The following is a 13237-nucleotide window of genomic DNA, read 5'->3' on the forward strand; positions in this document are numbered from 1 at the left end:
ATGAAATGCCCTGTTTGCGGCGCGGCTGAACTGATCCATGACACCCGCGACCTGCCCTATACCTACAAAGGTGAAACCACCGTCATTGCAGCGGTGACGGGCGATTTCTGCCCGGCCTGCGCCGAGTCGGTTTTGGACGCGGCGGAATCGAACCGCGTCATGCGCGAGATGCGCGCCTTCTCCAAGCAGGTGAACGCGGCCATCGTTGATCCTGGCTTCATCACGGACGTGCGCAAGAAGCTCGATCTTGACCAGCGCGAAGCCGCCGAAATCTTCGGCGGTGGCATCAATGCTTTCTCGCGATACGAGAACGGCAAGACCAAGCCGCCGCTAGCCCTGGTCAAGTTGTTCAAGCTGCTGGATCGTCACCCCGATCTGCTCAACGAGGTCAGAACCGCCTGACCTTCTCGAAACTCCATCGTTGCGGCGCTGGCTGCAGGAGCACGAACTGTCCTCTAAATCCCCGCTGGCCGTCGCGCTGTCTTTTGCGGGGGCCGAAACGCGCCGGCCTTTCGGCCGGCGCAAGCTGTCACGAGTTCGCTGCGCGAAGTGGCCGTAGTCAGGCCAGACCCGCCGCCTGCGGCTCAGTGCCGGCGATGCCGTCAGGATCTGGCGTGATCCGAAACGCACCCTCGTCCGGGTGCGCGCGCACGAGCGCTTGAGCGGCGTCGGCGCCGCCCATCACCATTGCTCGCAATGGCGATGCAAGCCAGCCGCAGCGGTTTCAAGTGCCCTTCCCCAACACCTTCCCCCTTCCAGTGGCTCTAGGCCCCGTTTCGTGGCTCGCAGCGGCCTTTTTTTCAAATGCGTGGCCACCTCGCACGCCTGCCGTCATCGTGGCGCGGTAGCTCTGCAGCTCGCGGTTTCATAGACCAGGCCGAGCCCGTTCCAAAAGCCTTGGGTTCAGGGCGTCGCCGGCTCTCGCCGGCCGCGCTGTCGTGCTGCGCATCGAGCCGCAAAGCGGCTCGCCCCTTTGGGCATCCATCGTTCCCTCCTTCAGTCGGCTGACGCCTTCGCGCCTTTGGCGCTGCGCCCTTCGGTCGCGCCATTTCCGGTGAATTTGCTACGCGCTATCAGGGGACCGGCTGCGCCTGCAAGGGGGTATTCATAACGCTCTCGCGCAACGCTGGCCATGTTCGCGCCTATCAGCACGGCGGCCAGCACACCGAGGCGCCAAGGACGTTGGGCCGTAGCCTGCGGCTGGCAACCAGGGAAGAACGTGAGCCGCTACGCGCCGAACTGCGCGCGATCTACGGGCGCCCGGTCATCCCGGTTCAGAGGCTGCGCGCGTGAGCACCATCGTGCGTTCAGCACCCCGCCCAAGACCTGGGCGGGATGGCAATTCGAAGCGGATCAAGTGTTCGCTTCGCGAAAGTGCTCTATGCATGGCGCTCACCGTGCAAACGGTTCACGCATCCATCTTTGCAATCATTGTCAAAACAACCAGGCGCTACGGCCCGGTCGTCGAGGTGTTTCCATGAATCGCTGCACCTCCAATGCCGATCCGGGTTTTGTGCCTGGCGCAACGCATAGGCGGAACCGGGTCGATCGCTTGAGCAAGGCTTACAGCCGCGTCCTCTCCCGTTCGGTGCGCGCCTGCGGCTGCGCTCCGCTGCGGCATCCGGGCGCGCTCAGACTCTCGACCCGAACCCGCCTTCATATGCGATATCGCAAAAACCGGAAATCGTCTTCAAGGAGTCACAAAGCATGATGAACCACACCTTAATACGAAAACCGAGACAGTCGGCCGACTGGTATGTGTTTATGACGCCAAAAGGAGAATTCTTTTTCAGGTGCTGCGAAACGCACTTGGAGCGAATTCACAACTAATTCACAAATAGAAGGCTGATTAGCCTAGAATTTGAAGTAGGTTTCAATTGTTTGAGACTGGCATTCAACGCGGCAAGTCAAGGAAATTATCATGAAAAATTTCACGAAACTCTACAAAAACACGGGATTTATCATTGCGGGCGCACTGGCTACATTCGTATTGACCGGGTGTGCAACGCCAGGAGAAACGACACGTTATTGGAAGTTCAGCCAAACTACGACCGCAGGGGCGCTGGACGCGGGCGGTGGCTCAAGCAATATCAATACGCTTAAGGTTGTTCAAAGGGCCGGAAGCGATAGCGGTACATTGAGGCTTACCGGGCAAGTGATCGATTCGTGTCTTACTGGTCTGTTGAATGTGAAGATTGAGGAAGACCCGAAAGAATTGATTCTTTATCCTGAGAAGACGTATAGCACTTGCTACGATACGAGAATGATAATCAAAAAAGATGGGACGGGTGGCTATGTGGAAAGACGAGGGTTTAAATCAAACGTTTGGGTTAATCCATGGCCTGAACATGATTGGATGCTGACGCCCATGTAAATAAACCGCCCTAGGGCGGTTTATTTAATTCAACTACTTCCGCCGCCACTCCCGCCGCCGCCGCCTGTGCCGCTCGGCGATTTGTCCTGTCCCGGTTGCCATGTGGCGGTAGATGCCCAGCCACTGCCAGATGGGCATTTGACGGTGGCCGAGCTTGAGCCAATTTTCAAATTATTATCACCCATGCCCCATAGGCAACCGCCAAGAGCCCCGGTCTCACCTGGATTGGAGGCGTTACTGGAAATGGCAGAAGTTTTGCCTTTCACGCCGCCTTGATTTGTTTCGACGTCAACACCTGGCGTAGTAGCCCAAGTGCCTTTCATCCCGCCACTGCCATAGACGGTATTATTCAGGTTGTTAACGCCATTTTGCGCCGTGTTCGCACTATTTTGGGCATTGTTTGCTTGATGGGATGCGTAATCAGCGTATGCATTCGCATTATTGCCAATGTTTGTCGCATTTTGAATATTGTTGTTAATGCTGGCTTGATCAATTGCAATCACAGCACGCCGGCCAGAATCTGCGGAACTCGCCGGAATAAGTTGAGCGTATGCAGCCGTTGCTACAAACGCAGATACAGCAATGGCAACGGCGGTAGAACGGACGAAGGGAGTAAGTGGATTCATAGTGTGAGTAAGTAAAAAATAAATCAAGGGTAGTAGCAATAAACCTGCATGATTGCGCTTGCTGAGGGTGAAGCAGATAAGGCCGCACCTGATCCGTTAGTTAACTGGACGGTCCAGCTATTGCCGTTGTCAACAACGAAGCGCGCAAAACCTCCATCGGAGCTGGATTCAACTTTGGGAATTAATTGGGCAATGGGCGTTGCCGTTTGATTTGGCCCAACGGAACAGGTAGGTTTGTAAACTACTGTGTTGTGTGCTACCTCATATGCAGTTACGAAAACAAGGTTGGTTGTGATATCTTGGATACCAAACCAGCGCATCCCGCCGCCGCTTGGATTTGCTTTGCAAACGAAAGCGGACGTGGTATTTCCCGGAGTCAGAGAGGCATAGCCAAGCGCGCCGTTTGTTGTACACGAGCCTCCAGGGTTGGCGGTAATAATGAAATCGGTCATATTGCTCCATACACCATTGAAGCAATACAGTTGTCGTCCTGACGTGTCCAATGCGCCTTGTCCGGCCAGTGGGCAGCTCCCACCTGTATATGAAATCGTGCTGAGCTGCACCCACTTCGCATCAAGACTGCAAACAACCAGCACGCCACCCGAAGCTGTATCAGATGATCTAGCAATTGAGCCGCTACTTGGGCACGAAGTGCCAGGCGCATAGAGACCAGTTGGCAAAAAGCGATTTGCGTCCACTCGACCATTGGTCGCAAAGAACGCCTCAGAGCCCGCCGCATTCATCGCGATCCATGGATTTGTGGAATTCCAGCTCCACGCCTTTGGATCGCGCGCGGCTAAGATGGTCCCGCTGAACATGCCGTCCAACGCACGAACCCCACCCGTCCAGCCAGAAGGCTTGTCGTCAGGCTGATAGCAATTGAAGAAGGCGTTTCCATCTTTAAGCAGCTTCACGCAATTGTTTACGTCGACATTGCCAGCAATGGATGTGTCGCCGCCGATATTGAGATTATTTCTAACGCTTACATCACCTTGGAAATTAGGGTTTCGCGGGTCATTCATGACAAGGAATCGGCCGAATCCGCTTGACCCAAATCCGACACGGGCGCCGACGACACCAGCCGGATTGCCCCCGACGGGATTCGGGCGGGTTGCCCCATCCAGGCCAATCACATTCGCGGGTGATGCAGGTAGCGAAACAACTACATCCCCACCCACCGATTCAATAAAAGAGCCGATCTGAACGCCTGCAATTTCGTTCGTCCCAGGCTGCAAAACTGGCCGGTCTATGTAGACCAAGCCGGAGATATCACACGCCGAGGCAACGCAGCCCAGCGGGGTACGCTGGGCAATAACCCGGTAACTTCCCGAGTTGATGCGAGAGACGGTGCTGGTCCCTGCGGTCAAATACCCCATGTCAATGAGATTTGCGACCGTAGGGGCCATTGCTTGGCCCTGATTTGAGCCTGCGGCAAGCGTCACACCGCGCACTGTCACTGGCTGTCCTTGCTGCAGCGCCGCGTAGGCCTCCATCACGTAGTTATTGGCCGCGTCCTTGATAATGCGCAGCGCATCACCTTGTAAACGGCCTTCGGTGACTTTCCTCTGCAATGCCTGGGCTTCGATCTGAGCTTGACCAATCAACGCCGCAACGACGAGAGCGAGCATCACAGCTAACAGCGAGAAGCCCGATTGAGAATGGCGAGGCAAACGAAATTGCTTTGTTTTCATGGTCAAGATCGAACTAAGGTCAATTACTGACCACGACCAAAAACAATGTTGAGTGCAACATGGTCGGCCGCATCGCAAGCACCCGCCAATGCAGATATATCAATGTTCGCGTCATTCGCCTTGACAGTCGTCGAGTCAACTGCGATCCGGCGAGAATACGGGACGGCAGACAAAACGATATCCTGGCAGTCCTCACGAAGAACATTGGTATACGAAACAAGCATGGAATCACTGGTGGAGGTGATCGTTTGCGGCTGGAAAGTAATATTGCCGTTGTACCGGTTTTGTGCGGTATTTGTACCTGCGACCCGCAGACGCGCCGGAATGATTCCTGAGCGAACTGCAATATCAGTTGTTACAGAGGCATATTGATTTGCATTGCCGTAAAGCTTCTGCGTTCCCGCAATGATGGTGCTGATTTCGCCCGTCGCCGCCTCAACCCGCGCTTTGCGCTGGCTGTCGGTGTACATGTTGTAGGCGACTGCAATCAAAATTGCAGTGATAACCAAAGACAGGAGGACGCCCAGAATTGCGTTTCCCGAGTTTTTCTTGCGATTGCTGATGTATTGGTTTTTCATAATGTGTTTGAATTTAAGATCTGATTATTTAAAGCGTAAAAAAGAAAAGTCGCGCTACAGTTTGCTAATTGCTCCCTTTCGCTAACAATTTGGACGGGTCAGTCGCGTTTGACAGTGCACTGCCAATCGTCATGACCCCAAGAGAGAGAACTAGAGCTATGGAAAGCAGAAAACCAAGAAAAATGGTGCGCAGCGCTGTAGCAGACAGAACTATTCGCTTTTGAAGGGATGCGGATTCTTTTCCACCCAGTAATTGAAGAGCGTCAACGAAAGAGCTATTCGAGTCAAGCAAGCTTGCGAGTCGCGTTCGCACAGTGAGGGGCATCAAACCAAGTGAGAATGCAGCCATGTAATTGCTTGGATCGACCTCGATTGACAATATGATTTTGTTGATTTGCCACCGTAACCATGGGCTTGCGGCACCTCTCAGGTCTTCGAGCGCCTCTTTCATCGTTCGACCAGAATGGATAAGGATTGCAAGCGAGCTGACGACCATCGCTGCGTTGTAATCGCGGTATAGGCTAAAGGGCAATCTCTTGTCTAATGCAATACGTGCTCTTCCCTGCATATTTGGGAGAAGATAAATAGTTAACGCAGTGAGCAAGGTGAATCCAAGTGCTAAAAGTATCCCGGAATCATTAATGAATTCAGCAAGGTCTCTAACAAAACCATTGAAACCAATCCAGATCGACGCAGGTGTATCCTTTGCAATCCCTGCAATGATCTGAGAAGTAATCACGCTGAGAGCGCCGACGATTGGCACGGCAAACAGAGGTACGGCGAACTTTTCGGCAATGCCCATCAATGACTTGTGACGGAACTCAACAGAATCAGCGCACATTTCTAGCGCTGCAGCGGTTTTTGATCCAGCTCCATCGACCGCGCGAAATAGCACTTGATCAGATTTCGGAGCAACCCCGTTGAAAAGTCCAGAAATGGTCATTCCTTCGCCGTCAGACAACTTCACAAGCAATTTGGAAGCGATAGCAGCAGTTTCCTTTTTCTTTAACAACGTTGCGTTGGAAACTGACCGCTCCAAAAAGTCTCGAATCGAAACTCGCCGTTTCATCGCATCAGCCAAATCACGATAGAAATCGGACCGTTCAAACGACCACACGATGCGCCACCAGAGAAACCAAAGTTCGTTCATTGCGAATTTGCCGGTTGTTCAATCAGTTTGGAAATCGTTGATTTCTTGTTCAGATATCGTTCCCAAATCTCAAATTGCGAGCATTGAAATGGATCAATAGTGCCGATGATTGATTTGTAAATGGCGTGCTCGAAAACAGTTTTGCCGTCCATTGCAGGGCTATTTACATCTAGGTCAGAGTTGCTGGCGAAAATATCAAGTGCTTTGTGATCATCGCCTTCACGAATGGCCATCAGCCAATCGACGGTCGGCATGAACATTTCTGCCACAACTGTTTGCCCGACTGTTCCGCGCCTGTTGCACGCCTCGCATTTATTGTCGTGGCCGTAGAAACGCCATTTCATTCTCTCTGTGCTTGCCCCTATCGCCTCGAAATTGGCGCAAAGTCTTGCAGCGTCAGGAATAGTCTTGATGGCTTCAACAGTAGAGATTGAGCAGCGTGGGCAAGTGACGGGGACTAAAGCTTGATAAACAAGCAGCGTCAGCATATTGGGATCGGTCAATGTATGCCGATTCATTCCAATTTCAGGATTCGTCAAACGCGGAATAATGCCGGCGATGCTGTTTGCGTGCACGGTTGAAAGACCGATGTGGCCGGTTTGCACGATCTGCTGAAACGTCGTAGAGGTGGTGTAATCTCTAATTTCTTGGATCATTGCCATATCCAAGTCGCCGCGAACAATGGCGCTATTGATTTCGCGGTACTTTGACTGGCCCTCATCCAATGTCGTGTGATCGCGCTGCACGTGTATTTGATGCGCGCCGCGAATTTCTCTCTCAATGGGTTCTTCTGCCGTGTAGATCGCCATTTGCTCCAATTTCGGATGCAGCTCAATAAATGACTGTTGTGTTGTAGACTTTCCTGAATTGGTAACGCCAGCAATCAGGATTGCACCATATGCGTTCTGCATCGCGCGATGCCAAATATCAATTTGGCTAGATGCGTATCCTAATTGTTCAAATGACAAGGTCGGCGCGTCTGCTTCATCGAATAAAATGCGGAGAACGACCTTTGGCCCTTTATGACCTTTGAATGACTGATATCTTAGATTGATTCGCTTGTTTGGAATCTCGTTGAATGGAATGATGCCGTACAGGAATTTTTCGGGATCAAAGTGTGAATCGGACGCTGTTTTTGTCTGAATATCGTTGTTGAAGAGTGTGCTCATTGCACCAACAATATGACTGGCTGGATATATGCCGCCTCCGGCAATACGTAGGTATTCCATCTGGCCGTCTACACGGATTCTGACGACCCCATTGTTTCCGCGTGTCTCGATATGTATGTCAGTGGCGCGATTCTCAACCGCATACGTAATCCATTCGACGGCCGACTCTCTGTACTTGTTGCTGGAGCGATTGGAATCATTGATAGTGGAATCACTGGCAACGTCATAGATCGCCGCAATAACTGCAGGCTCTGCAGTAGCTATTTGTACGTGATATCCCTGGCTGACTAAATTTCCATAGATTGATTGGTGCAATGCCCTGTCAATACTCGAATGAATCAGCATCAGTTCTTTCGCAGAAATCTGCAAAATAACTGCCGACGATAGAAGTTCCTTTGGAATTACCGAATTATTCTTTGCGTCCTTATGGAAAATGCACTCAAAGGCGGTCACATCGCCATATGTCATGAAATGCGTTCGCACGACTGGAATGTCCAGCTCTTCATGGGTCGATTCTGGATCGCGGGCAATCGGTGCCCGTTTCGGTGCCCGCATGGGCGCCCTGGGCGATGAGCTGTGCATGTCCTCAGCCCTATTGAGGCTTACCGACGAGGGTGCAAGGAGCTGCTTGAACATCAGAATGCCTCACCCAAATGAATTACCCGCTTGCCGCATTCACGATCTGCCTGCGGCGAACCGTTGCGTGTGGCGCACAACTTGGATACCTCCACGCCCTGTTGATTGATCGCCGAGGCGCGGTAGCCGTTAATCAACATGCCAGGAAAAACTATCGACAGCATTTGACCTTGGCTGACCTCAGCTATCCACATTCCTTCCTTGGAGTAAATGGCGTGCAAAAATATGCCGGGTGCTGCCGTTGGTTTAGGCTTTGTCGGCGGAAGCGAGACTATGGGAGCCATCAGCGCGTCGGCCGATTTCGTAGCTTCGACAGCCTCTTTCTCGCCTTTTTCCAGTTCGGCTAATTGCTTTGCTCGTTGCAGGGCTGCAATCTGTCCGATTGTTTGTGCCATGAGCGAAGAGCCAGAAACGGCGCAGACCACCAAAAGAAGCACTCTAATTGTGTTACTGGTTTTGAACATAGTAGTTTCCAGTTAATTTAATCTTCGCTTGTGCCATTGCGTCTTGCTTTAGCTCGCCGATATCCATCTGGAAGCCGATCCAAATAATGTTCTTGGGGGCTTTTGTAATTACTTCCAGTGCTTGCGGAAGTTGAATTGAGTCGACTTCAAACTTTCCTTGGCCGATTGATTGCGGGATGCGAGCATTTGTCGCGACGCCTGGGATTTGTGGCCAAAGCACGGGGGGTGACACTTGAATTGATAGTTTCGCATCAATCCAGTCCTGCATTTGTGACGCTGAAAACCCTTGCGCAAACTCACCAAACATCATCTGGTTATCTTGATTCAGTGGCTCGAAGTCCAATTTCTGCGCCCATCTCATCGCCGCGTCGTTAAGACGAAAATCAGGTGTCTGAATCAGGGTTAGTTCAAGGTTTGATGTTTTCAGGCTGTCGAATGTGCCGGTTTCTCTTTGATAGCTTGCTCTGCAGCCTTGAGAAATATCGCACTCAATTCGTTTGATGATCCAGCCGCCCACTCTGACATTAAGTTTCAGCGCTTCCGAATAAGCGCTGACCACCGACTGACGACTGACCCCGGCCGTTGCTCTGGCCGAATTGAGCAAATCAAAATAAAGGCGCTTTGGGTCCGCCGCTGATTTGCGTAGAATTTCCTCTTTGAGCTTCTGAGCTTTGATGTGGTCGCTATACGAGTAATAGCCAAATGCTGCTGCTGTTGCGACTCCAGTAGTCAATGCCCATGCAAGATAATTTGCAGGCGGCTTTTTAAGCAGCGTTCTCTTGTTGGCGTTGCTTGCTATTGACTCGAATAAATCGTCGACTTCAATGCGATCTTTGAAGCTGACCGCATCGTCGCTAAATACAGAAACGTCCTTGTTTCCGTTGAGAAATCGCTTTGCTGTTTCAATTGCTTCGGATGGTGATTTTTCGAGCTTGTCTAGAACGGGGATACCGTTCACGACACCAATCACCGAATATGAATCCTCCCCCGTTTTGAGGTGCAATAGTGCCGCACTATGGTCGGACGCCCATAGTGCGAATGCCGCCGCCAAAGAGTGTGTTTTCTTCCCGACTTTTTGCGATTCGGGATTTGCCAGAAACCCAATGCTTCGAAGTTTCGCGGTTTTAACGTTACCTTCTGCTGTGTATCTATGGCCTTCGCTCCCCTGCACCAGAACGCAATGCGTGGCGCTTCGCTCGCTTGCGAGTACTCGCATTTGTTTCGATGCCGCACCTTCCAGCTGCAGGATTTGCCAGTTTAAATTTCCAACGAAATTTGTCCCGTCTTTGGCGCTGATGATTCTGAACTTCATTATTTCAACTCAGTTCATTTGCACTGCGCGAACAACGATTAGGAAATCCTCCCTTTTGTATCCCGCACGTTGACTACCTCCTGCAAACAATGGCAGGTTTTCCGTCAACTTGCGGGTGTCGCCTGATGCAAGCCGCCGAGATAGGCCGGTCACCACCATTGCTTCACCAGGCATCAGTCGGACTGTCGTTTGATCGTCAGTGCCCGAGGTGACGGGCGTTTGGACCTTTTGCAGTGTTGCGCCTGAGCCGGTTGTGACGTCGAATAGGCTTAACAATTCCGTCAGCGATACACCAAACTTCAGAAGGATCACTCCATTGTCTAGAATTGCGGGCTGAACCAGAAACTTGTCGCCGGTTACAATTGAGCTTGTCTTTAGTCCTGGCGCTCCAGATCCCACAGAAGAGGCGGTTGCCGGTGTGGTCTCTGACAAATATCCATCCGTCTTCAAATGGGTCTTTCTCGCCCATTGGCGATTCATTGCAATCATGGAGATTGGACGGTATTGGGCCGTGTTGGATATTTCGTTCAGCAAATTCAGCATGGCCGATGAGCTGCCAAACCGTGCTTGCGTTCCCCGGCTGGATGCGTTCGCGTCGTCTGCTTTGAGGATTGAATATCCGACAGACCCGCCTAAGCTACCCGTCAGTGCTGCGGGCGAACTGATGACGGCGCCCCACGACTTAGAAAGGCTTTGATAGACGACATTCCAGTCAATGCCGCGTTCATCGCTGTCGTTTGTGGTAACGCTGTAAACGTCAATTTGAATATGTGCCTGCCGCGTCATTGCAGCCTCTTCGTGCCTCAATACCTCGCGCACGCGGCCCATCACATCCTTGGTCGCAGTTACGGTAAATCGGCCTGAACCTTCGCTCAGTACGACGCTTCCACCCGAGGCGCTTACCATTGTTTCAATGGATTTTCTCAATGACTCTAATGCTGAAATCTTGCCGCTTTCCGTAACATCTAGCGCCGAGGATGCAGAGCCAGTATTACCGGACCCGCCGCCCTGCCCCGAGTTGCTTCCGTTCAAGCTCATCTTGTAGTCTTGTGTCCCGACGAATGCTGACAGTTCGAAACTTTCGCTGATGAAGCGTTCGATGACCACCACGCCGTCACGGTATGACCAGCTCAGATTTAGCCGGCCTGTTACATGGTCAAGGAACGATGAAAGCGAGCCGTCCCAGCGCATTTCTAGGGAGCTAACATCGGTAATCGCTTGTCGGAATTGGGGCTTCTGAGAAGAGCTATCGTCGGTGCCACCATCTGGAATGGGCAGTTTTAAGTCACTAAGTGCGGCCTTGGTGTTGAATGCGGTGGTTGGCCCGCCGGTTTGAAGTACCTGCGGTGGAACGATGACGCCAGGAATCGGCGCCCCTGTGAATGCTGGAGTACTGGCGATCTGTGACGATTGGCCATTCGTGCTATTCGATCCGTATACGTCCTGTTTAATCCGAACTGGGACGTTTGTCAGACGCGTAAGTCTTTCTGCAATGACTGCGATTGGGACTCGTCCATTCGTTTGTCGGTCGTCGAAATTCAGCTTGAACGATTCTGTGAAAATTGGCGGCAGCATTTCGTCGCTTTGGACTGCTGTCATCTTTGCTCCAATCCAAGGCCTGGACGCGTGGCGTGCTACTGCTTGTTTTGCGGCATTGGCCGCCTGAAGATCGATTTGATACGGTGCCCCTGGTGTGGTCGGCTCTATCCCCATTGGTGTTTGACGAATGCCTTTGCTTGTCGCTGAGGCCTGTTCGAGTACTTCGTTGTTCTTCTCGCTGATCCGTTTCGCTGGAGCGCATGCGGATAGCAAGGAAAGACTGCAAAGGAGCAGCGCCAAGGTCGTCCATTCTTTGTTCATTGGCATTCTTTCGTTTGATCGCCCTTGCGAGTGATACGGGCAAGTGGCGGCGTGTTTGGGTAAAAGCAGACTTCCAGTGGGTAGTTGCTGTAAGCTATTCCTGGGGACGCGAGTTGCGATGTCACTGCGTCTTCAAAACGTCCCTTGAAAACGTCTGGTGCCTCGACCATTACGTTTTTTGCGGCATCCCAACGCACACGCCATCCGGCAGCTGTAGCCCAACGTTGAAACGTGTTTGCCAGAGTCACGTCGCGAATTTCAACTGCCCATTCGCTTCCGATGGTGGCTGGCAAAGCTATAGGCGTTTCGTCCGCTGCGACGGTTGCGGTGGCTGCTCGGCGAAGATGTTCTGTTTTCGGCAGTGACTTTCCGATGACCAGGTCGGGCTGATCGTCTATCCTGATCTCTTGTGCGACTGCAATCCCGCATATAAATACGAATGCCGCTGCCGCGCACGCTTTCGTTGATTGAGCTGTCACTTTTGACTCCCTGTATTTGATTGGTTCGCTCATGGCGATGGCGCCATGTCGTAGACACGTATGCCCCCGTTCTCTAGAAATTTGATGCCGAGCGGGGTTTTGATGTCGCTGAATTGGCCTGCGAGCTGGGCGAGTGCTTCGCGCAGTGAGCCATCGAACGTTTGCCTGTGCATCGTGTCGGCGACCTGGTAATCGCTTGTGCTTTCCCAGTTCAGCTTGACGTTGGCCAGGTCCGCCCATGTGCTGATTACCTCGCGCAACGTTTTCGATTCGTCCACAGTCCAGCTGGTAATTGCAGTTCGGGGGGGCTTTGCCGCCGCCAGAGCATCGACAGCTTGCGCTTGGGTCGCAGCATTGGCGACGACGGGAACATTCGGTTCCGGGGCTGGTGCGAGGATTTCGCCGTCCTGTACGACCAGGCCGCCCGCTCCGACTGTGAGCAGGAGTGGCTGACGCACACCGACGAGCGCTTGGCGCATTTGCTCAAGCGCTGATTCCAGATCGCGCGCGTCTATTGCGCGCATGCGCGCCGTCAACGGGTAGTCGGCCTCGCTGTCCCATGTGAAGTCGATCCGAGACAGCCGGGACCAGCGACGCAGGACGGAAAGAACTGTTTGCTCTGAAGCATTGACAAGGTACACCTTCAGCTGGATAGGCTCGGGCGGCGGCTCTGTCGGGACGATCTGTTTCTTGCTCTGGCTTGCGACTATCTGCTCGACTGCAGACAGCGAGAGCGGCGTTGCCTGCGATGAAGATGGGTAGCCAGGTGGCAAGGACTTGGCGGTGGTGTTGATGGCGACGCGCGCCGTACTGCCAGTCGGAAATTTCACAGTTGGCGCAGAAGTGCAGGCGCACAAGGCCAAAGCTGCCGCGTACAGCGGTGCTGTTTTCAACATTT

Annotated in this window: 12 protein-coding genes; 2 read left to right on the forward strand and 10 right to left on the reverse strand. The window is 52.6% G+C overall.

All coding sequences use genetic code 11. The annotated features are described in order from the left end of the window. Complete coding sequence (locus J2W36_RS23200) at positions 1 to 402, forward strand: type II toxin-antitoxin system MqsA family antitoxin (RefSeq protein WP_307692144.1); 402 nt, start codon at positions 1 to 3, stop codon at positions 400 to 402. Between the two features lie 1519 nt (positions 403 to 1921). Continuing rightward, a complete protein-coding gene (locus J2W36_RS23205) occupies positions 1922 to 2374 on the forward strand; it encodes a hypothetical protein (RefSeq protein ID WP_307692145.1) in 453 nt (150 codons plus the stop codon). A 29-nt stretch (positions 2375 to 2403) separates the two neighbouring features. On the opposite strand, the gene J2W36_RS23210 is transcribed toward J2W36_RS23205, so the two are convergent. From J2W36_RS23210 to J2W36_RS23255, 10 genes are all read right to left on the reverse strand, one after another. Continuing rightward, a complete protein-coding gene (locus J2W36_RS23210; RefSeq protein ID WP_307692146.1) occupies positions 2404 to 3000 on the reverse strand; it encodes a hypothetical protein in 597 nt (198 codons plus the stop codon). A 23-nt stretch (positions 3001 to 3023) separates the two neighbouring features. Next, positions 3024 to 4691: a type IV pilus modification PilV family protein gene (locus J2W36_RS23215; protein WP_307692147.1), complete on the reverse strand. Its 1668-nt coding sequence runs from the start codon at positions 4689 to 4691 to the stop codon at positions 3024 to 3026. A 23-nt stretch (positions 4692 to 4714) separates the two neighbouring features. Beyond that, complete coding sequence (locus J2W36_RS23220) at positions 4715 to 5269, reverse strand: type 4 pilus major pilin (RefSeq protein ID WP_307692148.1); 555 nt, start codon at positions 5267 to 5269, stop codon at positions 4715 to 4717. 64 nt (positions 5270 to 5333) lie between these two features. Further along, positions 5334 to 6419, reverse strand: coding sequence for a type II secretion system F family protein (locus tag J2W36_RS23225; RefSeq protein ID WP_307692149.1), 1086 nt, complete (start codon positions 6417 to 6419; stop codon positions 5334 to 5336). Beyond that, on the reverse strand, positions 6416 to 8224 hold the full coding sequence (locus J2W36_RS23230) for a GspE/PulE family protein (RefSeq protein ID WP_307692150.1): 1809 nt from the start codon (positions 8222 to 8224) through the stop codon (positions 6416 to 6418). Before J2W36_RS23230 ends, J2W36_RS23225 begins: the two co-directional genes overlap by 4 nt. Next, complete coding sequence (locus J2W36_RS23235) at positions 8224 to 8688, reverse strand: hypothetical protein (RefSeq protein WP_307692151.1); 465 nt, start codon at positions 8686 to 8688, stop codon at positions 8224 to 8226. The genes J2W36_RS23230 and J2W36_RS23235 overlap by 1 nt, the downstream gene beginning before the upstream one ends. Further along, a complete protein-coding gene (locus J2W36_RS23240) occupies positions 8672 to 10000 on the reverse strand; it encodes a type IV pilus inner membrane component PilO (RefSeq protein ID WP_307692152.1) in 1329 nt (442 codons plus the stop codon). The genes J2W36_RS23235 and J2W36_RS23240 overlap by 17 nt, the downstream gene beginning before the upstream one ends. 9 nt (positions 10001 to 10009) lie before the next feature. After that, positions 10010 to 11860: a hypothetical protein gene (locus J2W36_RS23245; RefSeq protein ID WP_307692153.1), complete on the reverse strand. Its 1851-nt coding sequence runs from the start codon at positions 11858 to 11860 to the stop codon at positions 10010 to 10012. Continuing rightward, on the reverse strand, positions 11857 to 12372 hold the full coding sequence (locus tag J2W36_RS23250; RefSeq protein ID WP_307692154.1) for a TcpQ domain-containing protein: 516 nt from the start codon (positions 12370 to 12372) through the stop codon (positions 11857 to 11859). Before J2W36_RS23250 ends, J2W36_RS23245 begins: the two co-directional genes overlap by 4 nt. After that, positions 12369 to 13235 (reverse strand): TcpQ domain-containing protein, encoded by an 867-nt coding sequence (locus J2W36_RS23255; RefSeq protein WP_307692155.1) that lies wholly within the window; start codon positions 13233 to 13235, stop codon positions 12369 to 12371. Before J2W36_RS23255 ends, J2W36_RS23250 begins: the two co-directional genes overlap by 4 nt. Between the last annotated feature and the right edge of the window lie 2 nt (positions 13236 to 13237).

This window comes from Variovorax ginsengisoli, from assembly GCF_030811835.1.
Classification (GTDB): Bacteria; Pseudomonadota; Gammaproteobacteria; order Burkholderiales; family Burkholderiaceae_C; genus Variovorax; species Variovorax ginsengisoli_C.